Origin of the sequence: Dietzia sp. UCD-THP, from assembly GCF_000349585.1 — a bacterium.
GTDB lineage: Bacteria > Actinomycetota > Actinomycetes > Mycobacteriales > Mycobacteriaceae > Dietzia > Dietzia natronolimnaea_A.
The window spans coordinates 1-26,090 of record NZ_KB714655.1; the positions used below are offsets into that span (position 1 = coordinate 1).

Genomic DNA, 26,090 nt, shown 5'->3' on the forward strand with positions numbered 1-26,090 from the left:
CCAACCTGCGTGGGCAGAACAACTAGGAATGGACGTCGGTCGGGCAAGGGCCCGCCGTCATGATCCAACGATTGGCCGTCCGACGACCCGGCCGACATAGGCGGTCTCCTGCTGCTGCTCTTGTTCGGCGGCGGCGTCGTCGGGAGGCGGCGTTCGTCCCAGAACCGCGGGGGCGACCTTGACCGGTTCCCCGATGATCTCCGAGGTGTTGGTGGCGTTGGTCAGGTATCCGGCCGGCGTGTGACCGCGTCGGCCCTCGTTCTGTCCGGCCCCTGCCGCGCCCATCATGCCCATCGGCATCATCCCTGCGCGGCTGGCCTGGGAACCACCATGTGACGACGAGAACGCCCCTGCGGGTGCTCCCGCGGGTCCCGAGCCTGCCGACATGCCGCCGCCCGGTACTCCTGCCGTCGGTCCGCCGGTTCCGAAGCCGCCCGGGCTCCCGAAGCCCGCCAGGGTGCCTGCGCCACCCATCCTGGCCGCCCCGGCTCCTGCTCCCGCACCCCCGGCGCCTCCGCCGAGCATTCCGGCAGCGGTACCGAAGCCGCGATCACGCTGGGATCCGTTGCGGATCCCCCGCGCTCTCGCGGCGCCCCCGCCTGCTCCTATCGGCTGCCCGTTCGCTCCCGTGATCGGTGCGAACGGGGTGGCAGCCGCATGGGTCGAGGCGTTGACGCCGGCTGCCTGTGTTCCGCCCGCGTTCGCACCGCCCGCAGCTGTCTGTCCGGTGGCGGCGGCCACCGCTCCCCCGCCGTCGACCGCGCCGTTCCGCGAGGTCAGAAGTGCTTGCTCGGTGGGGGCGTCGGTTGCGGCGGGCAGGCTCGTCGTCGTCCCCGTGCCAGCACCTGCGCCGACCGCGGGGACTCCGGCCGGATTCCCTCCTCCCCCGGCGGCGGCGAGGGCGGCTTGGCCGGGTGCGGCCGGACCAGCGGGTCGGACGACCCCGTCCACGTTCCAGGCCGAGACCAGGTCGAGTCCACTCGCGCCACCCAGCGCCGACGTCGAGATCACGCGGTACGGGCTGGGTATGTCCAGGTCGGCGAGGTTGGCGTCCATCACCGCGGGGCTGTAAACGGTGTTGACGATCGCTCGTGCCTGTTCTTCGGCGGCCTCCTGGGCTGCGGCCATCGCGGCAGCGGATTCGAGGGTCGGAGGGCCGTGGACGTAGCCGAAGCCCGGGGTGTTGACCTGGGCGGCCTGGAGCGTTGCGGACTCCTCGCCGATCCGCGACTTGGTGGTGCTGAAACCGTCCTCGGCGGTGCTCGCCTTGGTGGCCACCACTTCGAGGACCGTAGCCAGTCTGTCTACCGATTCGGTGAACGATCCCACCGAGGTGCTGGCCTGGGTAGCGAACTCACCCTGCCACTGGCTGCCCAGTGCGTTGCCCAGGCCGCTGCGCAGGTTTGCCGCTGCCGTGTGGAGGCTTGTCGCGACGGTGCTGACTCGATCCCGCACCTGCTGGAACTGCGCCGGATCCAGAGCCTGTGCCCCGGAGACCATCTTCGCCAGTGGGGCGCCCGATACCTCCTCGGGTCCCACTCGGTCATACCCGTGCAGCGTGCTGGTCCCGTCGGCGGCGTCCAGCATCAGGAGGGTCGACCCGAGTGAGCCCATCAGTCCCAGGCTCTGCAGACCGGCCGGCTCCTGCGCCGCCTTCCCCAGCGCCGCTGCTACCGCCTCGTCCTGCGCCTCGATTAAACCGCCGGCCGCGGCGAAAAGCATGGCCATGGCCTTCGCCTGATCCACATAGCCGTTAAGCAAGGTTCGCAGGTCTTCTCCCACGAATAGCGAATACACGGTGCCGATTTGCCGGGCGGTGTCGAAAGCGCCGTGCGATGAACCCTGACCGGCAATCATCCCCCCAGTAAGGTCCTGGGTCACTTCGTTGATAAAGTCGCCGCAGCGACTAACGCACAATTCAGCGACTCCCGGTTCAAGATGGACGGTCACTGAATGTCTCCTTCGGGAACAAAGTCGATAAGTGGGAGTATCGCCTGATCGATAACCTCACACGCCTTCGAAAGGCTATCGCCTTTAAATTCATTGAGGCCCGTAACTAGGTCTAACCGCATCCAAACAGCGCCACGAGAGGTGAAGAATAGCTGAACGCAAGAACTATTAAACAGGTCTCCCTGATCAGAAAGTCGAAGACCAGTTCTTCCGCTAACGCGCGCTTGGGCGTTCTCTACATTGAATGCATTATCGGCAAGGTAGTCATTACGAGATTTCCACGTCGCCAAGAGACTGAGTTGCGCTTCATCGTTTCCCCATCCGCAGGAGATGAGCGAACCAGGTTCGCGGTTATAGAACTTCGGTATTTCGGCCACAATCGAACCGACCCCCTGCTCCACCGCCTCGATGGGAATTTCGGCACACGGGTCGAAGAGGGCGGGCCGCTGCTCTATCGGCAGATCCCAGGGGTTGATCGTCTCCTCGGCGGCCGCTGGGCTCGTCGTCGTCGCCTGGTCGTTGTCCTGACTCACTCCGCACGCGGACATCACCGCGCAGGCCACGAGCGCGGCGGCTGGTCCTCTTAATGTCCCCACGATCTGTTTGACGCCCCGACCAACCAGATGGTTCCACCAGACTCGGGATGACTCCTCCGAAGAATCCGTTCGGCGATGGAACCGGCCGCTGACGTGCCCCGTCGTACCTGGTGACGGAACACGAGTCACAGGAGGAGATCGGGTGACCTACTCGGCGGGCGCGGTGCGGCTATGGGACCCCCGCGGCGTGACGACGGCGCGTGTGACCAGCGCCGGTCGGCTCGCCATCGCCGAGGAGGCGCGCGGGGCCCTCTCCGAGGGGCGCCACAGCCTCGCCATGGGTTGGGAGGGCGTCGCCGCTGACGCGGTGCTGGATGCCGTCGACTCCGAGCTGCGCCACATCGACGCGCTTGCCGGCCATCTCGACGACCTGGCCCAGACCCTTGAACAGGCGGGTAGTGCGCTCGACCCTGCGGTACAGGTGGTTCGCGACCGGATCTCCGAAGCCCAGGCTCGCGGCCTGGTCGTCCGCGATGATTCGCTCGCGCCCGCTGCCGGCCGCGACGACATCACCCAGGCCGAGGTCGACGAGTATGCCGGGGCAATCGAAGAGGCTCTGGACGTCGTGGCCTCACTCGAACAGCACTACGGACGCGCACTCGACGAAATCGCCGCGCGCTTGCACGACGCGATCCCACCGGAGCCCAACAGGGGCCCGATCCCCGGCCCGGATGATCCTTGGCCCGGCGTCGCCGTCGACGCGCTCACCCGCGCCATGTCCGCGGGGCTCCCCAGGCGCGCCGACGAACTCGACCCCGTCACCCGCGGTCGGCATGTTCTCAACCCCGCCCCCGACGACTACGGCCGGCGGGCCAGCGCCGGACTTCGCTTCGTCGGGAAGGTCGCGGGCCCCCTGGGCACCGGGATGACGGTGTACGCCGGCGTGAATCGGTTCGCCCGTGGCGAAGGAAGTGCCTTCGAGATCGCTACGGAGACCGGTGGCGCCTTGGGCGGCGGAATGGCGAGCGGGGCGCTGCTCGGAGCCAGTGGCGGCTCCTACGCCGGCCCCTACGGCGCACTCGTCGGGGCCGGCGCAGGGGCAGCGGCAGGATCCCCCATGGGCAAGAAGTTCGGCGAGCTGGCCTACAAATCGGTGACCGAACATCATGACCTGCTGCTCCGGCAGTACCACTACGCGATCTAGAAAGGACCCCGGATGGACCACACCGAGAACGAAATAGAACCTGCAGACGTCGGCGAGGGGGCCGAGGCGGACACGGACATCGACCCTCAACTGCAGCGCTGGGAGGAATTGGACCGCCGGGTGGCCTATCGCAGACAGCAGCTCAAGTCCGTGATCCAACCGTCCGACGTGGTGACCCTCATCGCGGCAGTCGTGATCTTCTACCTGTCGCTGGCCTGGTTGTTCATCTCGCCGATGATCAAGGCGTTCTGGCCCTGGTAACGGCCTCCGGATCGGTCGATACGCCGCGTGAACTGCGTCGACGGACAGTGTCGTACCCGGGTGATCTAATCGAACACATGAGCGATAACGGGAACGGCGACAGCGTGGGTGGAGAGTTGCGGGCGATCCTCGCCGCACTCGATCTGCACCTACAACGCGACTGGACCGACACCTCCTCGACGCAGCTGCACGCCGAGCTCGTCGCGCTCGAACAGGCCCAACGCCGGATCCGCGCGACCCAGGCCCGGGTCATGGCCGCGGCCCGGGAATCGGGCACCGCCCGCCAGATGGGCTTCGTCAACGACCGCCAGATGCTCACCGGCGGCCTGGGTCTGGCGCCCGGGGAGGCCCGCGGACGCCTCGACGATGCCGGGATCGCCGACTCCGCTCGCATGCGCGCCAGCGGTGCCGGCACGGTCTCGGCCGGGCAGCTGAGGATCATCGGTAAGGCGCTGGCCGCGCTGTCGGATGAGTGTGACGACGAGGTGCGCGATCGCCTGGAACAGCAACTGCTCGAGGCTGCCGAGAAGTCCACCACCCGGCAATTGCAGGAGCACGCGCACCAGCTGCTCGACACCCTGGATCCGGGCCGCACCGAACGAGGTGCCGAAGAACGGGCCCGCCGCAGGTCGGTCTCATGCGGAGGCCAGGGACTGGACCTGATGGCCAGCGCCAGCATGACCATGGATCCGCAGCTGGCAGCCCTGATGCGCGAGGTGCACGCCCGCTGGGGCCAGCCCGGCCGATTGTGGCCTGACGCGGACGCGCCTGACACCCGGACCGACGGCCAGCGCATGCACGACGCGATGGTCCACGCCCTGCACCTGGCCCTGTCCGCCGACGCCCGCAAGACCGGAGCGCCGGCGGCGATCGTGGTGCGTGTCGACCTGGACCAGCTCACCACGCTGGCCGGCTGTGGCCAGACCGACGGCGGGATCCGCGTTCCCGTGCCCCAGGCGCTGGCGATGGCGCGCGGCAACCACTGGTTCCTCGCACTGTGCGACCAGGAGATGGATCTCAGGCTCTATCGCAGCCGCAGAACCGCCTCTCGATACCAACGGCTCGCCCTGTTCGCGGCGTACGGTGGCTGCACCCACCCGGATTGCGACCAGGACGCCAGACACTGCGAAGCGCACCACAGCGGATCACCCTGGTCAGCCGGAGGACTGACAAACATCGATCAACTCGCACTGGCCAGCGGCGACTGCCACGCCATGATTCACGACACCGGCTGGAGCACGATCCCCGACCGCACCGCGCCGCAGGGAGTCCGATGGATCCCGCCCGCCGGCACACCGCGGGCCGCCGACCCGCCGCCGGCCAAGGCGGGACCGCCACCGCTGACGTCACTCGAGGCGCCGATCCTGCCCTTCGGGCTCCTCCGCGACCTCGACCACGCCATCCACGCACGCCTCCGCGCGGCCGGCATCGTCGAGGAGGCCGCGTGACCGCGGGGGCCGTCAGGCGCCGCTCAGATGGGCAGGGTGGTGTCCGAGATGGCGAAGTCGCGGAGCCAGTCGATGAACAGGGCCCACGCGCCGGAGAGCAGCAGCAGGCCCACGATGATCAGCATGACGCCGCCGAACACCTGGATCGCGCGGGTGTGCTTCTGCAGCCACCCGACGGTCCGCATCGCCCAGGTGGAACCGAACGCGACCAACACGAACGGCAGCCCCAGACCCAGGCAGTACGCGACGATCAGCAACACACCCCGGGCGGCGTCGACACCCGTTCCCGCAGCCACGGAGAGCGCCGCGGCCAACGTCGGGCCGAGGCACGGCGTCCAACCCAGCGCGAAGACGGCGCCCAGCATCGGGGCGCCGATCCACGTCGAGAGCGACTTGGGCTGCATGCGCGTATCCCGCTGCAGGGTGGGCACGAGGCCGATGAAGACGAGCCCCATCAGGATCGTCACCACGCCGCCGAGGCGCTGCAGCAACTCCTGCTGCGGCGCCAGGTACTGCACGGTGCCCAGCACCATGGCGCTGAGCGCCACGAAGACCACGGTGAACCCGCCCACGAACAGCAGCGATGCCACCACAACCCGCGTACGCGAGGAACGGCGGGTGCGGCGTTCCTCCAGGGTCATCGTCGCCGTGGCGGCTCGCTGACGTTCCACGGCGGCCACGGTCACCGGGGGACGGTCAGCGCCCACCACACTGGCCAGGTACGCCACGTAGCCGGGGACCAGCGGGATCACGCACGGCGAGGCAAACGACACGAGCCCTGCCAGGACACACGCGCCCAGCGCCAGCAGGATCGGGCCGCTGGCCACGGTCTGCTGGAAGGTCTCGCCCACGCTCTGCGCGAGAAGGATCATCTCCGAGTTCACACCGGCTCGACCTCCTCGGCCAGGATCGCGGACACGGTGTCCCGCAGCTTGTCATCGGTGATCTCGGCCAGGTACACGGCGGCGACCCGGTGTTGCTTGTCCAGGATGATCGTCGCCGGCACCACGGACGTCGGGAAGCCGCGCAGGGCAGCCACCGCGGCGTTGCTCGGATCCCAGATCGAGGGGAACGTGATGCCGTTGTCCTCCACGAAGTCGACGGGCTTCTGCCGGTTGGGGTCCCGCAGGTTGATGCCGAACACGGTCGCGCCCTGCGGCTCGAACTCCTCCTGCAACCGCTGCAGGTCGTCGGACTCGGCGCGACACGGGCCACACCACTGGCCCCACAGGTTGAGGATCACGACCTGCCCCTCGAAGTCCTCCTGGACGTTGAGCGTGCGATCGGGGTCCAGCAGATCCGGGCCGGTGAGAGTGGCGACGGGTTTGCGCTCGGACGGGGGGTCGTAGTGGATCTCCAGCTGACCGTCCGGGCTGACGAACTCGAACGTCTCCGGACCCGTCACCACCGCATCGGTGCCGGTCGCGCACCCGCCGGTGGCGAGGGCGACTGCGAGGAGTAGGGCGCCGAGGGCGGTCTTGGGGTGACGCATGGCTCAGGCTCCTGTCTGCGACGGGTCGGACGCACCCGCCGGTTCGGAGTAGACGACGTCGCGCAGCGTCGTGCCCTCGAAGACCAGCGAGGTGATCGAGGCCAGCGAACACTGCCGCGAACGGGGGTCGTGCCACAGTCGGCGGCCCTCGAGGAACCGTCGCGTGGTGTACACGGGCAGCTGGTGGCTCACCAATACCGCCTCGTGGCCGCGGGCGGTGTCGAGCGTGGAGTACACGGCCCCGATCATCCGGTGCGCGATCTGCAGGTACGGCTCACCCCACGAGGGCCGCAGCGGGTTGACCAGGATCGGCCAGTACCGCGGGTTACGCAGCGCCCCGCCCCGGCCGCCGACCTTGTTGCCCTCGAAGCGGTTGTCTGCCTCGATGATGTCGGCGTCGATCCCCACCGGCAGGCCCAACGCCTCGGCCAACGGGGCGGCGGTCTCCTGGGCGCGCTGCAGCGGCGAGGCCACGATCGACACGATGTCGTGCCCCTGCCCGAGCGTGCGGGCCACGGTCTCGGCCTGACTGCGCCCCAACTCGGAGAGCCGAAAGCCCGGCAGTCGGCCGTACAGCACTCCGTCAGGGTTGTGCACCTCTCCGTGGCGGACCAGGTGGACGATGGTCTGCGTCTCGGTCCCGCGGGCCGACGAGTCACGAGGTGCCGACGACGACGACGAGACCGGCTCGCCCGGAGCGGAGATCGTTCCCGGCGCGGCCCCGTACGCCTCGGCCCCCTCCTGCTGCTGCGGGGCGGAGGCCTCCGCGGGGCGCGCAGTGGCCGCGGACCCGCCCAGCGAGGGCGGCGCCTCGGCGGGCGCCGGGTGCTCTCCACGGAGGGGGATCGGCAATGAGGTGGGGCCAGTCGACGGGACGTCGAGGCGCCCGCGGAGTCCTCGGCCGCGCACGGACCGGCTCATCGGGTGGCCTCCGGGTCGGACGCTGCGGCCGCGGCCTCGGCGGCCACGGGCAGGGACTCGGAGATGTGCTGGAAGTCGTCGTCGGTGAGCGCGGTCGAGACGAACCAGGTCTCGAAGGCGCTGGGCGGGGCGTAGATGCCCCGGTCCAGCAGGGTGTTGAAGAACGGCGCGTACCGGAAGGTCTCGGCGGCCTTGGCCCCGGCGTAGTCCGTGACCGGCTGGTCGGTGAAGAAGACGCTGAGCATCGTCCCGGCGCGCTGGATGGTGTGCGCGACGCCGGCGGCGTGCAGGGCGTTGCCCAGCAGTGCCCCGAGGCGATCGGCATTGGTCTGCAGCGTGTAGTAGCAGGCGTGGTCGGCCAGACGCAGGGAGGCCAGGCCCGCCGCAACCGCGACCGGGTTCCCCGACAGCGTGCCCGCCTGGTACACCGGCCCGGCGGGGGCGAGCGCGGACATCACGTCGGCGCGGCCCCCGAACGCGGCGGCGGGCAGTCCGCCGGACATGACCTTGCCGAAAGTGGTCAGGTCACCGGCCACGCCGTCGATGCCCCACCAGCCACGCTCCCCGGCCCGGAAACCGGTCATGACCTCGTCCATCACCAGCAGCGCGCCGTTGTCGGAGCACAGGGAGCGCAACTCCTCGTTGAAACCGGGCAGCGGCGGGACGGTGCCCATGTTGCCGGCGGCGGCCTCGGTGATCACGCAGGCGATCTCGCTGCCGTGGGTGGCGAACACCACGCGGACCGCCTCGATGTCGTTGTACGGCAGCACGATCGTGTCGTGGGCGGTCGCTCCTGTGACGCCGGGCGAGTCCGGCAGTGCGAACGTCGCGAGACCCGATCCCGCGTCGGCCAGCAGCGCGTCCACGTGACCGTGATAGCAGCCGGAGAACTTGACCACCTTGGACCGGCCGGTGAACCCGCGCGCCAGGCGCACCGCGCTCATGGTGGCCTCGGTGCCGGAGTTGACCAGGCGCACCTCCTCGACCGAGGTCCGACCCACGATCTCGCGGGCCAGCTCGATCTCGCCCTCGGTCGGTGTGCCGAAGCTCAGACCGCGGGCGGCGGTCGACTGCACGGCGTCGACGATCGCGGGGTGGGCGTGGCCGTGGATCATCGGCCCCCACGAGCTCACCAGGTCGATGTAGGTGTTGCCGTCGACGTCCGTCATGCGCGAACCCCGCGCTTCACGGATGAAGCGCGGGGTTCCGCCGACGGAGTTGAAGGCACGGACCGGGGAGTTGACCCCGCCGGGGATCAGCTCGCGGGCCTCGGCGAAGAGCTCGGCCGATCGGGTGGTGCCGGACTGGCCGGACGGGGTCGGGAAGGCATCGCTCGCAGACGTCACCCGTCCAGTGTCTCAAAGACCGCTCCCGAGCACCCCCTCGCGGTGTCAGCCCTGCGGCGCGGCGGGCTGGGCGTGCGGCGCGAACACCGCCTTGACGGCGGTCTCGACCTGTCCGGCCACGTCCTGGAGCGCCTTCTCGGCCTGCTGGTGCAGATCCTGCGGGGTGGGCAGCGGGCCCGGCGCCGCGGGCGCCGCGACGGGTGCTGCCGGGGCGCCCACCGACCCCGCCGCGGGGGCGGATGCGGCGGCCGCACCGGCGTCGCGGTGGGTGCCGTACCAGTCGTCCGCGCCGTCGACGGGAGCGGACATTCCCTGCTGGGCGGCGGCCGCACGCTCGGCCTGGCCCCACCGGGGCAGCGGCTCCGGGGAGGGCTTTCCCTCGACGCGACCCGGGGTGGCGACGCCGGTCTCGAGGAACTCCATCACCACGGCGTCGACGGCCGCGTTACCGGTGCGGAAGGTGCCGTGATCACCGCCGCCGACGACGACCAGCGTCCCACCGAGGGTCTCGACGACCCGGTGCGCGCCGGCGATCGGGGTGACGGCGTCCTTCTCCGAGTGCAGGACGAGCGGCTTCTGCTCGAGCGCGTCACCGTTCGGCTGGATGGTGCGCGCGACCGGAGCCCAGCCGACGCAGTCGTCTCCGGCGGCCTCGGCGGCGGCGCGGGTGGTGAGCCTGTTGCCACCCGTGTATCTGTCGGCCTTGGCCGCCATGACTCCCAGCTCGCTGGACGGCGAGGCGGTCTCGTTGCACGTGATGATCGCGTTCATCTCGATGTCGGTGCGGAAGACCGGCGAGCGGCTCTCCTGCGCGGCGACGATCCGGGCGGCCGTCGCCGGGTCGACGCGGGCGATGTTGCCGCCGTCGTTGTAGTACTTGAGCATGTGCGCGAGCATCGGCCACGCCTGCTCAGAGTAGGTCGCCCCCACCGTGGCGTCGTACAACCCGGTGGTGGCGTTGTTGGTCAGGCCCTGCAGCGCGAGGGCGCGCCCGAGACCCTCGGCGCGGGCCAGGGCGGGCGCGGTCCCGTTGATGGTGTCCAGCGCGGGCCGCTCGAGCGCGGTGCCCCGCAGCTCGACGGGCAGGTCGCGGGTCTCGGCCGGCGGCGGGGTGAGGTTGGGGGGCCCGCCCACCTCCTGGTCGGTGACCCACTTCCAGGAGTGGAAGACCTTGCGGGGGGTGTCGCCGAGACCGTAGTAGTCGTCGCGCTCGGCGATCCAGGCGAAGATGTCGTTCAGGCGCCGCTCCTGCGCGAGCGCGCCCTGCTCGGCCTGCTGGGACCACCGCCAGTCGGGGTGCGTGTTGGAATCCAGAACCATGCGACCGGTGTTCTCGGGGAACAGCGTCGCGAAGTCGGTGCCGATCGCGGTGCCGTAGGACACGCCCACGTAGTCGATCTCGGCGAGACCGAGCGACTCGCGGACGGCGTTCATGTCGCGGGCCGCGTTCTCGGTGGTGAACGAGGCCATGTAGGCCGGGTCGGTGCCGAAGCAGGCGTCGTGCAGCGCGTTGGCGGAGGTGGGGCCGACAAAGGCGACGTCACAGGTCATCGGGTTGGAACCGTAGAGGCCCCGCGGCTGGACGGCCACGAGATCGTGGTTCTCGTACAGGCCGGCGGGTGCGGTGCCGTCCAGGGGCGGGCTCCAGAAGTTGAGCGCATAGTTGCCGGGCCCGCCGGGGTTGCCGAAGACGGCCGACCTGGCCTGGCCGGACGAGGCCTTGATGCGGGTCAGCGCGACCTCGGTCTTAGCGCCACCTGGCTGGCTGTAGTCGACGGGGACCTCGACCGTCCCGCACTCGAGACCGGCCGGCATGTACTCGGCCTCGATCCCGAGCATCTCGGTACAGTCCTGCCACTTGACCGGGGTGGCGGCGGCCACTCCGGTACCAAGAAGTGCGATCGCCCCGACGACCGCGGTGGTGCCAACGAAAGTGCTAGACGGCTGCACCGATCCCCGATTCCATGTTGTGTAGATGACTGCCATGCGAATCGGACGCCGCGACCGCTCAAGTTCACGAGCGTCACAAGCGTCCGAACCGGTCCAAATGTAGCCTGCGGGCGGCCCCGCGAAGCGCCAACCCACACCGACTCAGGGAACCGTCATCCGATCGTTACAGCCGGCGCGGCCGGCGGGACGAAACCGCTGGCAGAAGTAGATATATCACCGTCTGTTCCGGTGTCCGCGGCCGAGGACCGCGAGTGTCGTCGACACCATCGAGACCCCGGCCGACAGCGTCGCCGTCAGCAGCAGCCAGGGCTCGGTGTAGGTCCGCATGATCACTCCCTCGACCGGGGGGTCGACCACGGGCGGCCGGACGGCCACGAGGTCGCGCGACAGCCACCACAACACCACCGCCAGAGTCGCCGCGAGGACGGCGATCGCGGCGTGGCGACGGGCGGTCACGTCGGATCCGCGACGGTGCCCGGACCGGTGCCCCCGGAGCCGGTGCCGACGGAGCGCACCGCGTCCCGGAGGGCGGCGTGCAGGGCGACCGGATCACGGGTCCACGCCCGCACCTCGGCACCGGTGTCCAGGCGAAGGCCCACGGAGCGACGGCGGCGCGGGACCTCCCGCAGCTCCCCGAGCGTGCGGGCGGTCTCCCATGAGGCCTCGGGGCGACCGTCACCGGGCAACGGGAGCACTTCCTCCACCCGGGCCAGTTCGAGTTCCTCTGTGCCCTGGATGTACACGGTCGGGGTGAGTCGGACGCGGCCGTGGACGCGCGTGGCGGCGATCATCACCCCGTGGCACATCGCCGAGGCGATCGCACAGACCGTGAGCATGAGCCAGTGGACGGGCGCGCCGGTGAGCAGTTCAAACCCAGCGGCGCCCGCGCAGAACAGTGGCGCGGCGAGGATCCAGGTCCAGCTCCACCCGTCCTCGGCGTACAGGATGGGCCCCTCGGGCTCCGGCCCCGGCCGATCCGGTTCACTCGCCGGCACGCGTACCGCCGCCGGTCGTGAACTTCATCGCCTCGGCGGTGTGCTGGCGCCACACGGCGGTCGCGGCGCACAACCCGGCGAGGATCTGCAGCGAGATCACCAGGAAGGTGACGATCTCCCCCCGCTCCCCCGCGACCGCGACCCCGCCGAACACGCTGATCACCACCGAGACCGCGTCCACCACGAGGAACACCGCGACGATGTCCAGCATCGTCCGGGCCCAGCCCTTCCCCGCCCGCAGACGGAAGGCCAGCCACACGGTCACCGCGGCCGCGACCATCGCCAGTACGGCGCCCAGGCCCCGTGCGACCCCGAACAACGCCTCGATGGAGATGTCCGCGGACCCGGCGGTCTCGACCGCGTCGCGGAAGGCGTCACGCGTGGCCGGGGGCAGGTCGCCGAAGCGCGTGGTGGCGGCGTTGAGCAGCATCCCCACCAGCGCGAACGCGGTGGCGGCGAGCCACAGCCCCCACGCGGAGTGGACGTCGTCGGGCACCGGCCCGGCGGGGCTCTCCGGTCGACCGTCGGCCCGCTCGGACTGGCAGTCGCCCCGATCGGAGGGCCCGTCGGTGCGTTCGGGTGGACGCCACGGTCCGCTGCCCGTCACCGCTGGCCCCACCCGTCGGCGAGGAGGCGTGCGGCGTGCAGTGCCCAGTAGGTCAGGACGATGTCCGCTCCGGCGCGGCGGATGGAGGTCAACGATTCCATCACCGCCGGGTCGTGGTCGATCCACCCCCGCTCGGCGGCGGCGGAGATCATCGCGTACTCCCCGGAGACCTGGTAGGCGGCGACGGGGACGTCCGAGAGCTCGGCGGTCTGGCGCAGTACGTCGAGGTAGCTCATCGCCGGCTTGACCAAGACCATGTCGGCGCCCTCGTCCAGGTCCAGGCGGACCTCCCGAAGGGACTCGCGCAGGTTGGCGGGGTCCTGCTGATAGGTACGCCGGTCACCGCGCAACGAGGATCCGACGGCCTCACGGAACGGTCCGTAGAACGCGCTCGCGTACTTGGCGCTGTACGCCAACACGGCCACGTCGTGGAATCCCGCGCGATCCAGCGCCTCGCGGATGGCGACGATCTGACCGTCCATCATCCCGCTCGGCCCCACCACATGGGCTCCCGCGACGGCCTGCGCCACGGCGAGTTCGGTGTACGCGGCCAGGGTGGCGTCGTTGTCGACGACCTGCTCGCCCCGCGGGTCGGTGCCCAGGACGCCGCAGTGCCCGTGGTCGGTGAACTCGTCCAGGCAGGTGTCGGCCATCACCACGAGGTCGTCACCCACCTCCTCGCGGACGGCCTCGAGCGCCCGGTTGAGGATTCCGTCGGACGCGGAGCCGCAGCTGCCGGTGGCGTCCTTGTCCGCGTCGTGCGGAACCCCGAAGAGCATGATCCCGCCGAGTCCCGCCTCGGCCGCGGCGACGGCCTCGGCCCGCAAGGAGTCGACCGTGTGCTGGACCACCCCGGGCAGGGAGGAGATGGGCTTCGGCTCCGTGATCCCGTCGGCGACGAACGCCGGAAGGACCAGCTGCCGGGGGGCGAGCGTGGTCTCGGCGACGAGCCTGCGCATCGCGGGCGTCGAGCGCAGCCGTCGCGGGCGCACCAGCGGTGCCGGGACGGATGCGGGATCGGTCTCACGCGGTGTGGTCACGGGCTCCACTGTACGAAAGTCGCCTGCCACGCGGCGCGGCGCCGGTCGGTGTCAGCGCCGGCGCGCGCGACGACGCGGGGGAGGCAGCTCGCCGGCGTCACGCAGCTGGTCGGCGTGCGCGGCGAGCGCGTCCACCAGGTCCAGCACCGACGCGTTGTCCGGCTGCACGTCCACGCGCAACCCGAACTCGGCGGCGGTCTCGGCGGTGCGCGGCCCGATGCACGCGATCAGCGTCCGGGCGTGCGGCTTGCCCGCGATCCCCACGAGGTTGCGGACCGTGGAGGAGCTGGTGAAGCAGACGGCGTCGAACCCGCCGCTCTTGATCATCTCGCGGATCTCCGCCGCCGGCGGTGCGGCGCGGACCGTGCGGTACGCGGTGACGTCCTCGATCTCCCAGCCGCGGCCGGTCAGACCCTCGGCGAGGGTCTCGGTCGCGATGTCGGCGCGCGGCAACAGGACCCGGTTGACGGGGTCCAGGACGTCGTCGTACGGCGGGAAGACCTCGAGCAGACCCAGGCTGGACTGCTCGCCGGAGGGCAGCAGCTCGGGCTGGATGCCCAACTCGCGGACGCGCTCCGCGGTGCCCTCGCCGACGCAGGCGATCTTGACCCCGGAGAACGCGCGCGCGTCGAGCCCGAACTCGCAGAACTTCTCCCACACCGCGCGGACCGCGTTGGAGGAGGTGAAGACGACCCACTGGTAGCGGCCGTCGACGAGGCCCTTGACGGCCCGCTCCATCTGGGCGGGGCTGCGGGGCGGCTCCACCGCGATGGTCGGGACCTCCACCGGCACGGCGCCGTGCTCGGCGATCCGCTGGCTCATCTCGGCGGACTGCGCCTTGGTGCGGGGCACGAGCACGTTCCAGCCGAACATGGCCCGCGACTCCCACCACTGGTGACGATGGCGTTCGCCGGCGGACTTGCCGATGGTCACCACGAGGTCGCCGTCCATCTCGCGACCGACCTCGGCCATGGTGGCCAGGGTGCCGTCGGCGGACTTCTGGGCACAGAGCGAACCGGCGCAGGTCACGGTGACGGGGGTCCCGGCCCCCAGGCCCTGCTCGGCCAGCCCGGACGCGGCCTCGGCGAGGTGCCGACCCGTGGTGCGCAGGACGATCGGGCCGGGCGAGCTGACCAGGGAGGCCCAGTCGACCTTGCCGCGGCCGTCCGCGAACACGTAGCCGGACCCCAGGGCGATGCCCGCGAACGCGGGGACCGCGGTGGCCTCGGCGACACCCGGCACGACCTCGAACGGCACGACGGTGCGTCCGACCGACGCGATCTCGGTGACGGTGGCGTCGGTGGTCATGGGGTCACCGGTGACCAGCCGCACCACGTCGCGCCCCTTCTTGGCCTCGGCGACGAGCTGCTTGGCCACGGTGGCCGGCTCGCCCAGGACGGGACGCACGTCCGCGGCGGTGGGAGCGGGCAGGGACTTGAGGCGCTTGATCTCCGCCTTGTCCTCCGCGGCGACGGCGGCGTCCATCTCGGCGCGGCGCGCGTCGAGCAGTTCCTCCGGGACCGGGACGTCGCGTGCGACGAGCGCGAGCACCTCGGTGGAGACGTCGGCGTCGGCGAAGACCAGTGCGTTCCCCGCGAGGACCTCCCGGGCCCTGCAGGTGAGCATCCCCGCGTTGCCTGGGCCGCCGCCGACGAAGCGGACGGTTCCGGGGCGGGTGGTGCGTGCTCGAGTCATTGTTCGTCTCTCCGTGGGGTGGGTGTCGCGCGCTGGCTGCGCGCGACGGGGAGCTTCAGGGGACATGGATCAGGTCTCGGGGACGGTCGGTGGCGCCGTCGTCGACTCCTTCGGCACGAGCGGGGCCCGTTCCTCGGGGGACGTGTCGGTCATGAGGTCGCGTGCGCCCCGGGCGAGAAGGTCCGCCGCGAGTCGGCGGCCCAGGTCGTCGGCCGCCGCGACGGGGCCGTCGGGATGGTCGGAGGTGGCGGTGGTCCCCTCGGCGTGGAGCACGGTCGACCCGTCGTGCGACGCGGCGACGGCGTGCAGGGTGAGTACACCCCCGTCGAGCTCGGCGCGCGCCCCGACCGGCGCGGTGCACCCGGCCTCGAGTTCGGCGAGGAGTCGTCGCTCGGCGGTCACCCGGATCCGCGAGGGCAGGTGGTCCAGGAGCGCGATCGCCTCGGCGGCGCCGGAGTCGTCGGCGCGGCATTCGACGGCCAGCGCGCCCTGCGCCGGGGCGGGGAGCATCTCGTCGATGCCGAACCGCTGGGTGGCACGTTCGCCCACGCCGACCCGGTCGAGCCCGGCGGCGGCCAGGACGACCGCGTCCAGGTCGCCGCTGGTCACGTACGACATCCGGGTGTCGATGTTGCCGCGCAGCGGGTGCAGGTCGAGATCCGGCCGGAGCGCGGCGAGCTGCGACCGCCGACGGGGCGCGGAGGTCCCGACTCGCGCGCCCTGGGGCAGCGTGGCCAGGGTCAGCCCGTCACGTGCGATGAGCACGTCCGATGGGTCGACACGCGGTGGCACCACGATCGGCGCGAACCGGTCGTCGGGCGCCGTCGGGAGGTCCTTGTACGAGTGGACGGCGACGTCGCAGTCGCCGCGCTCGAGCGCGGAGCGCAACTCCATGGTGAAGACGCCCACACCGATCCGCTCGACCGGCGCCATCACCACGTCGCCCCGGGTCCGCACGATCACCAGTTCTGCCGGGTGACCGGCGGCGATGAGGGCGTCCCGCACGTGACCGGCCTGCGTGGTCGCGAGGGCGCTGCCCCGCGTCCCCACCTTCAGGGTCCTGCTCATGACGCCTCCTCGTCCACACTGGTCTCGTCCAGACGGCCCACGCTGTCGAGGTCGAACAGCGTCCGCACGACCGCCGCCAGGTTCTCGCCGTCGGGCTGGGCCGCGAGCTCCTTGAACCGCACCGTCGGCGGGTGCAGCAGCTTGTCCACGACCCGTCGGACGGTGTTGGCCACCTCGTCCCGGACCCTGTCGTCGAGGTCCGGCAGTCGCGACTCCAGCCTGCGCATCTCGGCCGCCACCACCTGGCCGCCGCGACCGCGGAGCTGGCCGATCAGCGGCCCGACCCCGGCCATGCGCTCGGCCTGGGTGTACGCCGCGAGTTCGGTGTCGACGATGGTGCGGGCGGCGTCGGCGTCGGCGGCCGCGGCCGAGGTGGCCGGGTCCGCGTTCAGTTCCTCGATCCCCAACACGGTCACTCCCGGCAGGCCCGAGACGGAGGGGTCGACGTCGCGCGGCATCCCCAGGTCGCAGATCACCAGCGGACGGCCCGGGCCGCGACGGGCGAGCGCGGTGTGCACGTCTCCCAGCGTCACGACGGCGCCGACCGCTCCGGTACAGGTGAAGAGGATGTCCGCGGCGGCGATCCCGTCGGCGAGGTCCTCCATGGGGAACGCCGAGGCCGGGGTACCGGAATCCCGGGCGATCTCGGAGAGCCGATCGGCGCGGTCCGGGGTGCGGTTGGTCACGTCGATATGAGAGATCCCGGCACGACCCAGGTGCGCGACCGCGAGTCCGCCCATCGCGCCCGCTCCGAGCACCACCGCCCGGCGACCGTCGAGACGACGCGACGGCACCGCCGCCGCGGTAGTGGTCCCGGCGCTGGCCCCCTCGGCGAGGAGCTCCGCGGCGCGGTCGAGCGCCACCGACACCACCGAGGACCCGGCCGAGTCGATTCCCGTCTCCGTGTGGACTCGCTTGCCCACGTGGAGGGCCTGCTGGGCGAGACGGTGCAAGGTCGTGCCGGCCGCGCCGATATCAGACGCGGACTGGTAGGCGGTGCGGATCTGCCCGATGATCTGCTGCTCGCCCACCACCATCGAGTCCAGGCCCGACGCCACCGAGAACAGATGCTCGGCCGCCGACTCGGAGTAGCGGACGTAGAGGTGGCGGCTGAGTTCCTCGGCCGAGAGGCCGGAGTGCCGCGAGAGGAGGCCCACCACGTCGTCGAGCGCCGGGTGGAACGCCTCCACCGCCGCGTAGACCTCGACGCGGTTACAGGTGGTGACGATCATCGCCTCGTCGACGTGGCGGCCACCGATCAGGCTCTCGGTGAGGGCGTCGCGGTCGGCTTCCGCGACAGCCACCGACTCCAACAGGGCGACCGGGGCGCTGTGGTGGGACAGTCCCACCAGGAGGATGCTCACGACCGACCCCCGGACGCGAGGGCCGTTGGCGCCCATGCCAGAATGGACACCGTCGCGTCAACTCGGGACACCGGGAACCGCCGGACGACACTGAACGCACAGCCGGAACAGTGGTCCACAGTCGGTCGTCTCCTGTCGGTCTGCACGGCTGCGTACAGGGCGAATCCCAGTGGATTCCCCTGCCGGGACGGCCGTGGCCTGAGCCTGCGATCGACCCGCAACGATCTCCACCGTAACCCGCTTGGCACCCCGGGACAAAACCGTCGCCGGGGCGGATGCTATGCCCGGGGGACGCCGTGCGGCCGCCATGAGCAGCGCCGACCCTCGGGCGCCCGGGCCCGGGTCGCGGCGCGCGCGGACAGCGCACCACCGGGCGCGCGTGAGCGACGTACGGTTGCGCCGTGCCACCACGCCGCAGGTCCTCCGCGACAACGTCCTCCACCACCGCGTCCGCGTCGGGGCGTGGGGGCGGGCGGGCGTCCCGCGCCCGGTACGCGAAGCGACGGCAGCGACGCCTCTCCCGCGTCGACAACGACCTCACCCCGTCGCAGTGGGCGCACCTCCTCCGCGCGTGGGCCGGATGCGCCTACTGCCGTTCGCCGGGACCGGCCCTGCAGCGCGACTGCGTCATGCCCGTGTCGCGAGGCGGCCGCTACACGCTGGAGAACGTGGTCCCCGCGTGCGCCTCCTGCAACGCGAGCAAGCACAACAGCGAGGTCACCGGGTGGCTGCGGCGCAAGAAGCTCGACGAGCGCACGTTCCTGGTCCGGCACGCGACGATCCTGCGGGCCCTGCGCGCCGACGAGTAGCGCGAGCGCGGTGGGTCCGGTCGGCGCGGTCGGCGGGCTCAGTCCCAGCCACCAAACGGTTCGGGGGCGGCGAGGTCGGCGCTCAGCTCGTCGTCGTCGACCTCCCAACACGAGTGCTCCGCGCCGTCCACGAGGACCACGGGGAGGCGGTCGCCGAACTCCGCCGCGAGCTCGGGATCGCCGGCACGGTCCACGTCCACCACCTCGAGCCGGGCGTGCGCGCTGGCGCAGAGCGGCAGCAGCTGGCCGTGGACGCGGACGCAGCTTCCGCAGCCCTCACGAGTAAGCAGGGTCACCGTGTGCACCATGCCCTGATAGTGCCCCACCCCCTCCGGGCTCCTCTAGGATGGGGTCCCACCCCCACTAGGAGGTCCACCCGGTGAACGACCACACCGATGCCGCCGATGACGCCGACCCGGCCTCGAATCCGGACCCGGCGTCGGCTTCAGACCCGGACGCGGACCCGGACTCAGACTCAGAGGGCACTCGTCTCCGGCTTCCCGGGCGGGCGGACGTCACCAGCGCGATCGGCCGACTGGTCTGGCGCCGACGCAACCACCGCGATCAGCGCGTCGCCGGCGAGGCCTCGGCCAGGAACGCCGTCAAGCTCGAGCCCGAAGCCGAGCCGGGCCCTCCGCTCGCCGACGCCACCGCCGAGGACCTCGACGACCATGCCGCGACGCAGTTCGTCCCCGACCCGCAGGCCGCGGCGTTCTTCGACGTGGACAACACCCTGATCCAGGGCGCCTCGATCATCCTGCTCGCCCGCGGGTTGGCCAAGCACAAGTTCTTCACCGCGCAGGACGTGGCGTCGATGGCGTGGTCGCAGGTCAAATTCCGGGTCTCCGGCAAGGAGAACGCCGACGATGTGGCGGCGGGCCGCGAGAAGGCCCTGAACTTCGTCAAGGGTCACACCGTCGCCGAGCTGACCGCGCTGAGCGAGGAGGTCGTGGACACCTCGATGCTCGACCGCGTCTGGCCGGGCACACGCTCGTTGGTCCAGATGCACCTCGACGCCGGTCAGCAGGTCTGGTTGGTCACCGCGACGCCGGTCATGCTGGCGCGGGTGATCGCGTCGCGGCTCGGGCTCTCGGGCGCGCTGGGCACGGTGGCCGAGGAGAAGGACGGCGTATACACGGGCCGGCTGGTGGGCGACATCCTGCACGGGCCCGGCAAGGCGCACGCCATCTCCACCCTCGCCGAGGCCGAGGGCTTCGACCTGTCCAAGTGCTACGCGTACTCGGACAGCTTCAACGACATGCCCATGCTCACGATGGTCGGCCACCCGGTGGCCATCAACCCGGATGGGCGGCTGCGCAAGTACGCCTCGGAGAACGGCTGGGACATCAAGGACTTCCGCACCGTACGCAAAGCCGCCAAGAAGGCGGTCCCCGGCGTCCTCGCGGTGGGCGGGCTCGCAGGCGCGAGGGCGGCCGTCAAGTCGTCGTACGGCGTGCGGACCATCGACCAGATCCGACGGATCTTCTGACCCGACCGAGTCCCGACGCGTCAGGCCCCCTCCACGTCCCGACTCGACGCCGCGCCGGGCCCGCCGTCGGCGAGCGCGGCCGCGCGGCTTAGCCGAAGAAGACGCTCCCGCGACGCGCGAGGTTCCGGAACAGGGTGTTCTGGATGGTCTCGCGGACCTGGTCGGTGATCTCGAAGACGATCATCGGGTCGTCGCCGGCGTCCGGACCGAGGTGGGAGGTCTCGATGGGTTCGCCGAACTCGATGGTCCACTTGGTGGGCAACGGGATCCCACCGAGAGGACCGAGCATGGGGAACGTCGGGGTGATGGGCAGGTACGGGACGCCCAGCAGACGCGCCAACGGGGAGAACTCGCCGATCTTGGGGTAGATCTCCTCCGATCCGACGACCGAGCACGGGATGATCGGCGCGCCGGCGTCCAGTGCGGTGGAGACGAACCCCCCGCGGCCGAAGCGTTGCAGCCGGTACCGGTCCGAGAACGGCTTGCCCAGTCCCTTGTAACCCTCGGGCCACACGGCGACCACGTGCCCGCTCTCGAGCAGGCGCTCGGCGTCGGCGGCGCAGGCCAGGGTCGCCCCGGCCCGCCGCGCAAGTGGCGCGGACACCGGAAGCGTCATCGCCAGGTCGGCGGCCAGGAGCCGCAGGGCGCGTCCCGAGTGGTCGTGGACGGCGACGGTGGTCATCATGGCGTCGAGCGGGAGGACCCCGGCGTGGTTGGAGACGATCAGCCCGGCGCCCTCCGCGGGCACGTTCTCGGCGCCGATCACCTCGACCCGGAACCAGTGTTCGAACAGCGGACGCCACAGCGGCAGCCACACGTGCTCGTGGAAGTGCTCGTCGAAACCGAACTCGTCGACCTCGTAACCGCCCGTGAGCCGCGTGGCGATCAGCTCGCCGACGCCGTTGATCGTCTCGACCAACCCCGACAGTGCGCTGACGTCGCCGGTCGCCAGCATCGCGTCGACACCCCGCGCGGCCTCACGGACGGGTCCCATGACCTCGGCGTCGACGGGTAGTGCCTCGACCACCTGGCCGAGGGAGTCCCGGACCGCGGTGAGGAACCTGTCGACGATCCGGCCGATCTCGGTGGCCGCGGCATCGCCGGGGGTGGTCGCACCGAGGAATCCCTCGCCCACGATGCGGGAGCTGCGTGAGTCGCGGCGACCCTCCCCCCAACGGGGCCCGCCGAGCGGCTGGCTCAGGTCGAATTCAGGGCCCCTCACAGCGCCTCCTCCTGGATCGCGTCGGCCTTGGGAGCATCGCCCTGGTGCGGGTCGCCCTCGTGCGGGTCGGGCTCGTGCGGGTCGGGCAGAGCCCCGAGTGCCTCGAGCTCGCACAGGGTGGTGTCGACCCCCGAGCGGAGCCGGTCGGCCACCGGAGCCGGGAGCAGGGCGGCGACCTTGGCGGTCTGACGCTCGAGCGAGGCGCGGGTGATCAGGGGCTCCGTCCCGGAGTCCACGAGGTAGGAGTGCAGCGCCTCCTCGGTGGTGTACCGGGGTGTGAAGCCGAACTCCTGGCGCATGCGTGTGGTGTCGACGGCGCGCCCGAAGCGCAGGTAGCGCAGCTGCGAGGAGCCGATGTCGCGCAGTCCCTGGCTGGACAGCAGTCGCACGGCGAGCTTGAACGTCTGCGGCGGCACCGGCAGCGGGACGTGCCCGGCCCGCCGGATCGCCTGGCTCAGTGTGAGCACCCCGTCTCCGGCGATGTTGAACGTCCCCGGCGCGGCGCCCTGGGTGGCGTGCAGGAGCGCGTCGAGTGCGTCCTGCGGGTGCAGCAGCTGGATGCGGGGGTCGTACCCCGCCAGGACGGGGGCGATCGAGGGCGCGAGCAGTTCCCCGAACACCGTGGGCTCGGGCAGGCCGAGGATCGCCGGAATCCGCAGGATGGTCACGTCGATGTCGGGCCGTTTGCGGGACATCCCCCGCACGTACCCCTCGACCGCCAGGTGATCCAGAGGGATGCCGCCGCTGGGTTGGCGGCGGGCCGCCATGTCCTCGGTGAACATCGCCGGGTCCACGCCCGAGGAGCCGTAGACGGTGGTCGAGGAGATCAGCACGAACCGCTTGACACTGGCGGCCCGGCCGCAGGCCGCGATCACGTGCATCGAGCCCATGATGTTGGACTCCTTGACGGCGGCGCGGCCGCCCGGGGCGAAATCGGTGTGGTGCAGGCCGGCGTGCACCACGGTGTCGATGCCGGCGTCCCGCAGGATGCTCTGCAGACGCGGCGACTGGGGGTCGAGCCGGACGAACTCGGCGTCCCGCATCCGGCGGCGGTGCTGCGGCGACGGCTTGACCGAGTCGATCGCCAGGACGCGCTCGACGGTCTCGGTCCGGAGCAGCATCCCCACGAGGTGGGCACCGAGGTACCTGCTTCCGCCCACGACAGCGACCGCCCGGGCGGGCCGGCGGGTTGGCGCTTCGGGGTTCACCCAGACCACTGTAGCGGGGGACCCCCACGTTCCGTTGCCCGGTCCGCGCCCCCGTTCACCGACCTCCGGGCGCCTCGCCGCGCCTGGTCCCGAACACACCGATGCCCGCCACCATCTCGGGTGACGGGCATCTGCTGCAGGCGTGAGTCCGGGCGCTATCTCGGCGCCGCCGGACTCACTTACCGAGCTTGCGACGCTGCACGCGCGTCCGGCGGAGCATCTTGCGGTGCTTCTTCTTGGACATACGCTTGCGGCGCTTCTTGATCACAGAACCCATATCGGGGGTCACCTACCTGTCGACTACTGGTCTGGGGCCTTACAGCGGGCTTACTGCGTTCCGGCGTCTAAGCGGGCTCGGAAGCCGGTACGGAACCCGTCCAGACTACCCGCAGGCGGGGCCGCGACGAAAACGGACCCGAGGACCGGTGCACCAGCGGGGTCCGGGCGGCTCACCCGGCGGAGAAGTACGACGTGTCCAGGTACTCGTGGACCGCCTTGGAATGCACGCGGAACGACCGCCCCACCCGCACCGCGGGCAGCTCGCCTGAGTGGACGAGCCGGTAGACCGTCATCTTGGACACGCGCATCAGCGCTGCGACCTCGGCAACGGTGAGGAACTGGGAACCCCCCGCCGCCTGTGCGCCGCCTTCGGTCTTGTCGGTAGTCGCCATCTCTCAACCCTTCGTGGCACGCGTCGTGCCGCAGGCTTCCCCTCCTGCGGTACTGACACGCACGTGCTGGGCATGAGCCTAGCGTGAAGGGTGTGATCAATGCGACGGGAGTGGGCAAATATCTTTGACGACACGCCGTCCGACCGCGTCCTCACCCGCTCTGAGCAGGGCTTGTGTTAAATACGGCGTCCCGCCGAGGTGGCTGACATCTCACCTGGCGGGACGGGAGTGGCTGATGCGTCGGCGGTTCAGTCGTCCCGCTCGTCGTCGTCCGCCTTCTGCGCGGCCAGGGCCAGGTCTCTCGACCTGGTCGCCGACGCCTCCACCGCGTCCGCCACGGCCGACCTGAAGCCGCCGGACTCGAGCCGTCGGATCGCCGCCGCCGTGGTGCCGCCCGGGGAGCAGACCGCCGCACGCAGGTCGGCGGGGCCGTCCCCCCCGGCGGTGAGCATCGCGCCGGCGCCGAGGGCGGTGCCGGTCGCGAGCCGCAGCGCGACGTCGCGGGGCAGGCCCTGTTCCACCGCCGCGTCCACCATCGCCTCGGCGAGGAGGAAGAAGTAGGCGGGGCCCGAGCCGGACACGGCCGTCACGGCGTCCATCTTCGACTCGTCGACGACGACGACGGCGCCGACGCTCTCCATGACCGTGACCACCTTCTCCAGGTGCTCGTCACGCGCGTAGCGGCCCTTGCACACGGCCGAGACGCCCTGCCCCACGAGCATCGCGGTGTTGGGCATCACCCGCACGACCGGGGATCCCGCACTGAGCTTGTTCTCCAGCACCGAGGTGGGTACACCTGCCGCCAGGGACACCACGATCGACTCGTGAACGCTGTCGGAGATGGCGTCGCCGATCCGGTCGACCACCGCGGGGACGTCACCCGGTTTGACGGCCACCACGATCACGTCCGCGCCCTCGCAGCCGATGTCCAGGCTGGTCGAGAGGATGCAGTACTTCCTGGCCAGCTCCGAGGCGCGGGGCTCGACGGCCTCGATCACCACGATGTCCGACTGCTCCGTCCCCGACTTGCGGAGACCTGCGATGAGTGCCTCGCCGATGCGTCCGCCACCGACCACTGCGATTCTCGTCATGTCCCCAACAGTGCCACACGTCCGCGACGGCCCGGAACGACGACTCCGCCCGCACCGTGAGGCGCGGGCGGAGTCGGGGCGGGATCGGCCTGGAGCCGTGGGCCGGTCAGGTGATCAGTCTGAGCAACTGTGGCCCGCAGGTCACTCCCAGGCCGACTATCACCGCCAGCGCGATGCTGACCGTGTCGTTGGACCTGCGGAGCACGCGGACCATGGCCACCAGGCCGACGATCACGACGAGTGCGAGGGCCATGGCCACCCACGGAAGGTCCCGCCACAACAGATGGAAGCCGATGAACAGGGCCGCGCCGGCGACGCCCGAGGCCAGTACCTGCGCCACGAGGACCAGCCACTCCGTGGTGGAGGAGCGCACGGCCTGGTCGGCGTCGGCAGGGGCTTCGGCGGGGGCGTCGGCGTCGGCGTCGGCGGGGGCAACGCTGCCCGGGCCGGGGTCGGTCGAGACGTCCGGCCGAGACGTCGCCGCGCCGCTCGCGGCCGCCCCTGCCGCTGCCGCGCCGGTGGCAGCGGCGCCTGTCGCGGCCGCGCCCCTGGCCGCTGCTCCGCCGGCCGCGGCGTCGGCCGGGGTGTCGGCCGGGACGTCGGGGGCCTTGTGGGGTGTCGAACCGCTGCCCGACGGAATGCCCCACGCCGACGTGTCCCCCGCCGGACCGGACTTCTTCGGAGGAGCAGCCGTCGACGCCTCCGAGGTCGACGCCGCGGTGTGGCCGGACCCCGTGGGTGCGGTGGAACCGGGCGCGGTGGGTGCGGTGGACGCCGACGCGGCCGGAGCCGGGGCGACCGGAGTGGGGCCGTCGGGAGTCGACGAGGCACGACTCGAGTCGACCTTCTCCACCGGCACGGTGGGAGCGGATCGATCCGTCGACGCGGCCGACCCGGCAGCGACGGTCCCCGCGACACCTGCAGCGGCACCCGCGGCGACGCCGGGTGGGGTGTCCGAACGACCCGCCGGGGTCGGCCGGAAGGCAGGTGGCCCGGACTGCTCCCGGGTCGTGTCCCCGCCCGCGGAGTCGTCCTCGGCCTTTCGTTTGCGACCGAACAGTCCGCGCAGCCCGCCCTTCTTGCCGGAGTCGGCGGACCGCTCGGAGTCGGACGACCGGGGCGATGGGTGGGAGTGCATCGACTGCTGGCCCGAAGCCTGCGGGGTCGTTGCCTGCGGAGTCGCGGCCTGCGGGGTCGACGATGCCGGCGACGTCTGTGGCTGAGGCCCGGTCTGCGACCGCGACTGTGTGGAGGCAGGGGACTGCGCGGCGGGCTCCGGCGCACGGCGTCTGCCCGGCGCCTCGGAGATACGCACGTCACCGGGCGCGTCCGTCTCGGGTGCTCGACGCCTGCCCGGCCGCACATCCTGCGAGGCGGACGGGCTCGTCGTCGTCTCGGACGACTTCTCCCCCGAGGCGGCGCTCTGTCCGGCGGGCTTCGAGGTCTGCGCGGGGGTTTGCGCGGGGGTCTGCGCGGGGGCCTGCGCGGAGGCCTGCTCGGCCTCACGGGCGCGGCGACGCGCGGCGCGGCTGCCGAGCTCGGTGTCGTCGGTGATCCGAGGGATCTCGCCGGTGAGCTCGGAGACACTCACGCCGCTGCCGCCGCCCTCGTCGGCCCGCCGACGCCGACGCGCCTTGGGTGCCGCCGCGTCCGACTGCTCCGCGCCCATGCGCTTGAGCAGCTCCGCCACGGTGATCTGCTGACCGTCCTGATCCTCGGCCAT

General features: G+C 71.3%; 26 protein-coding genes. 5 read left to right on the forward strand and 21 right to left on the reverse strand.

What is annotated here, in order from left to right:
- Positions 1-57: 57 nt before the first annotated feature.
- The gene (locus tag H483_RS33615; protein WP_152428020.1) at positions 58-1,728 is read right to left on the reverse strand and encodes a WXG100 family type VII secretion target; all 1,671 of its coding nucleotides are present in this window, start codon (positions 1,726-1,728) and stop codon (positions 58-60) included.
- A 218-nt stretch (positions 1,729-1,946) separates the two neighbouring features.
- A complete protein-coding gene (locus H483_RS38835) occupies positions 1,947-2,498 on the reverse strand; it encodes a DUF3558 family protein (protein ID WP_241732622.1) in 552 nt (183 codons plus the stop codon).
- A gap of 190 nt (positions 2,499-2,688) precedes the next feature.
- Here H483_RS38835 and H483_RS33620 point away from each other — a divergent pair, with 190 nt between their 5' ends.
- The 3 genes from H483_RS33620 to H483_RS33630 all read left to right on the forward strand — a co-directional run bounded on the left by H483_RS33620 (position 2,689) and on the right by H483_RS33630 (position 5,399).
- A complete protein-coding gene (locus H483_RS33620) occupies positions 2,689-3,690 on the forward strand; it encodes a hypothetical protein (RefSeq protein WP_017837751.1) in 1,002 nt (333 codons plus the stop codon).
- Between the two features lie 12 nt (positions 3,691-3,702).
- Positions 3,703-3,951, forward strand: a complete 249-nt coding sequence (locus tag H483_RS33625) for a hypothetical protein (protein ID WP_017837752.1) — start codon at positions 3,703-3,705, stop codon at positions 3,949-3,951.
- Positions 3,952-4,028: 77 nt separating this feature from the next.
- Positions 4,029-5,399 (forward strand): HNH endonuclease signature motif containing protein, encoded by a 1,371-nt coding sequence (locus H483_RS33630; RefSeq protein ID WP_017837753.1) that lies wholly within the window; start codon positions 4,029-4,031, stop codon positions 5,397-5,399.
- A gap of 23 nt (positions 5,400-5,422) precedes the next feature.
- On the opposite strand, the gene H483_RS33635 is transcribed toward H483_RS33630, so the two are convergent.
- The 12 genes from H483_RS33635 to H483_RS33685 form a co-directional block, all read right to left on the reverse strand.
- On the reverse strand, positions 5,423-6,283 hold the full coding sequence (locus H483_RS33635; RefSeq protein ID WP_017837754.1) for a cytochrome c biogenesis CcdA family protein: 861 nt from the start codon (positions 6,281-6,283) through the stop codon (positions 5,423-5,425).
- The gene (locus tag H483_RS33640) at positions 6,280-6,891 is read right to left on the reverse strand and encodes a TlpA disulfide reductase family protein (RefSeq protein ID WP_017837755.1); all 612 of its coding nucleotides are present in this window, start codon (positions 6,889-6,891) and stop codon (positions 6,280-6,282) included. Before H483_RS33640 ends, H483_RS33635 begins: the two co-directional genes overlap by 4 nt.
- A 3-nt stretch (positions 6,892-6,894) precedes the next feature.
- On the reverse strand, positions 6,895-7,515 hold the full coding sequence (locus H483_RS0119880) for a histidine phosphatase family protein (protein WP_031265057.1): 621 nt from the start codon (positions 7,513-7,515) through the stop codon (positions 6,895-6,897).
- Between the two features lie 293 nt (positions 7,516-7,808).
- Positions 7,809-9,158 carry a glutamate-1-semialdehyde 2,1-aminomutase gene (gene hemL, locus H483_RS33645; RefSeq protein ID WP_017837757.1) on the reverse strand — a complete coding sequence of 450 codons (1,350 nt, stop codon included), beginning with the start codon at positions 9,156-9,158 and terminating at the stop codon, positions 7,809-7,811.
- Between the two features lie 45 nt (positions 9,159-9,203).
- Positions 9,204-11,039 carry an alpha/beta fold hydrolase gene (locus tag H483_RS33650; protein ID WP_017837758.1) on the reverse strand — a complete coding sequence of 612 codons (1,836 nt, stop codon included), beginning with the start codon at positions 11,037-11,039 and terminating at the stop codon, positions 9,204-9,206.
- A 282-nt stretch (positions 11,040-11,321) separates the two neighbouring features.
- Positions 11,322-11,564 carry a hypothetical protein gene (locus tag H483_RS33655; protein ID WP_017837759.1) on the reverse strand — a complete coding sequence of 81 codons (243 nt, stop codon included), beginning with the start codon at positions 11,562-11,564 and terminating at the stop codon, positions 11,322-11,324.
- Positions 11,561-12,103 carry a hypothetical protein gene (locus H483_RS33660; RefSeq protein ID WP_017837760.1) on the reverse strand — a complete coding sequence of 181 codons (543 nt, stop codon included), beginning with the start codon at positions 12,101-12,103 and terminating at the stop codon, positions 11,561-11,563. Before H483_RS33660 ends, H483_RS33655 begins: the two co-directional genes overlap by 4 nt.
- Positions 12,090-12,710, reverse strand: a complete 621-nt coding sequence (locus H483_RS33665) for a hypothetical protein (RefSeq protein ID WP_017837761.1) — start codon at positions 12,708-12,710, stop codon at positions 12,090-12,092. The genes H483_RS33660 and H483_RS33665 overlap by 14 nt, the downstream gene beginning before the upstream one ends.
- Positions 12,707-13,750, reverse strand: a complete 1,044-nt coding sequence (gene hemB / locus H483_RS33670) for a porphobilinogen synthase (protein ID WP_017837762.1) — start codon at positions 13,748-13,750, stop codon at positions 12,707-12,709. Before hemB ends, H483_RS33665 begins: the two co-directional genes overlap by 4 nt.
- Positions 13,751-13,801: 51 nt before the next feature.
- On the reverse strand, positions 13,802-15,445 hold the full coding sequence (locus H483_RS33675; RefSeq protein WP_017837763.1) for a uroporphyrinogen-III synthase: 1,644 nt from the start codon (positions 15,443-15,445) through the stop codon (positions 13,802-13,804).
- 69 nt (positions 15,446-15,514) lie between these two features.
- Positions 15,515-16,513: a hydroxymethylbilane synthase gene (gene hemC / locus H483_RS33680; protein WP_017837764.1), complete on the reverse strand. Its 999-nt coding sequence runs from the start codon at positions 16,511-16,513 to the stop codon at positions 15,515-15,517.
- On the reverse strand, positions 16,510-17,877 hold the full coding sequence (locus H483_RS33685; protein WP_042330018.1) for a glutamyl-tRNA reductase: 1,368 nt from the start codon (positions 17,875-17,877) through the stop codon (positions 16,510-16,512). Before H483_RS33685 ends, hemC begins: the two co-directional genes overlap by 4 nt.
- 401 nt (positions 17,878-18,278) lie before the next feature.
- On the opposite strand from H483_RS33685, the gene H483_RS33690 reads away from it, so the two are divergent.
- Positions 18,279-18,686, forward strand: a complete 408-nt coding sequence (locus tag H483_RS33690) for an HNH endonuclease (protein ID WP_017837766.1) — start codon at positions 18,279-18,281, stop codon at positions 18,684-18,686.
- A gap of 38 nt (positions 18,687-18,724) precedes the next feature.
- Here H483_RS33690 and H483_RS33695 read toward each other — a convergent pair whose 3' ends face one another.
- The gene (locus H483_RS33695; RefSeq protein WP_031265059.1) at positions 18,725-18,994 is read right to left on the reverse strand and encodes a glutaredoxin family protein; all 270 of its coding nucleotides are present in this window, start codon (positions 18,992-18,994) and stop codon (positions 18,725-18,727) included.
- A 71-nt stretch (positions 18,995-19,065) separates the two neighbouring features.
- On the opposite strand from H483_RS33695, the gene H483_RS33700 reads away from it, so the two are divergent.
- Positions 19,066-20,175 (forward strand): HAD family phosphatase, encoded by a 1,110-nt coding sequence (locus H483_RS33700; RefSeq protein WP_017837768.1) that lies wholly within the window; start codon positions 19,066-19,068, stop codon positions 20,173-20,175.
- An 88-nt stretch (positions 20,176-20,263) separates the two neighbouring features.
- Here H483_RS33700 and H483_RS33705 read toward each other — a convergent pair whose 3' ends face one another.
- The 6 genes from H483_RS33705 to H483_RS33725 all read right to left on the reverse strand — a co-directional run bounded on the left by H483_RS33705 (position 20,264) and on the right by H483_RS33725 (position 26,090).
- The gene (locus H483_RS33705) at positions 20,264-21,397 is read right to left on the reverse strand and encodes a lysophospholipid acyltransferase family protein (RefSeq protein WP_017837769.1); all 1,134 of its coding nucleotides are present in this window, start codon (positions 21,395-21,397) and stop codon (positions 20,264-20,266) included.
- A complete protein-coding gene (locus H483_RS33710) occupies positions 21,394-22,605 on the reverse strand; it encodes an NAD-dependent epimerase/dehydratase family protein (protein WP_042330023.1) in 1,212 nt (403 codons plus the stop codon). The genes H483_RS33705 and H483_RS33710 overlap by 4 nt, the downstream gene beginning before the upstream one ends.
- Before the next feature lie 175 nt (positions 22,606-22,780).
- Positions 22,781-22,882, reverse strand: coding sequence for a 30S ribosomal protein bS22 (locus H483_RS38840; RefSeq protein WP_003855542.1), 102 nt, complete (start codon positions 22,880-22,882; stop codon positions 22,781-22,783).
- Between the two features lie 172 nt (positions 22,883-23,054).
- Entirely contained in the window at positions 23,055-23,276 is a 222-nt protein-coding gene (locus tag H483_RS33715; protein WP_017837771.1) for a helix-turn-helix domain-containing protein, read from the reverse strand.
- Positions 23,277-23,524: 248 nt separating this feature from the next.
- Complete coding sequence (gene proC, locus H483_RS33720) at positions 23,525-24,367, reverse strand: pyrroline-5-carboxylate reductase (RefSeq protein WP_031265060.1); 843 nt, start codon at positions 24,365-24,367, stop codon at positions 23,525-23,527.
- Positions 24,368-24,473: 106 nt separating this feature from the next.
- Positions 24,474-26,090, reverse strand: a complete 1,617-nt coding sequence (locus H483_RS33725) for a hypothetical protein (RefSeq protein WP_017837773.1) — start codon at positions 26,088-26,090, stop codon at positions 24,474-24,476.